The organism is Photobacterium sanguinicancri, assembly GCF_002265265.1.
GTDB lineage: Bacteria > Pseudomonadota > Gammaproteobacteria > Enterobacterales > Vibrionaceae > Photobacterium > Photobacterium sanguinicancri.
In genome coordinates, this window is the sequence record NZ_NOIF01000440.1 from 1 (window position 1) to 501 (window position 501).

1 pseudogene is annotated in these 501 nt (G+C 35.3%); it reads right to left on the reverse strand.

What is annotated here, in order from left to right:
* Positions 1-351, reverse strand: a pseudogene (locus ASV53_RS24490) (LPS chain length-determining protein); the annotation flags it as partial.
* Positions 352-501: the final 150 nt, after the last annotated feature.

The window sequence follows — 501 nt, forward strand, 5'->3', positions numbered from 1 at the left end:
ATCAATAATACCCAAATCATTAACTTTAGAAAGAATTTTTGCTTTCGCACTTAAAGCTTTAGCTCCTAACTGAATTGAAAAATCTTTATCTGTCAGATTCTCTACTGGAGCAGAAAGCTGAGCTGCTTGGGCAATTTCGAGCGCCATTTGAGTACGTTGTGTTTCGACATTAAGATAGTTTCTAGCTTGTTGTTCAAATATTGCTAGTTTTTGCTCAAGTTCGTTCTTTTTTGCATTCGTCATTGTTGTTAAGTTAGCGAAGCTATCTTTAAACACAAGGATAGAAACATAATCTACGTACTGACTAAATAATGTGTAACTGCCAGTCTTTGTAGTTGATTGAACCGTCAAACGATAAATATTATCTTCTTCTTTAGATGCTTGAATAGCTGAAATTTTATCTAGCCACTTACTTAGCGCAATTATCTTTTCCGACTCATCTGTAATTTGATTGTTTTCCTGTCTCTAATTCACATCTGACGCTGCCGACGAATAGCCTTG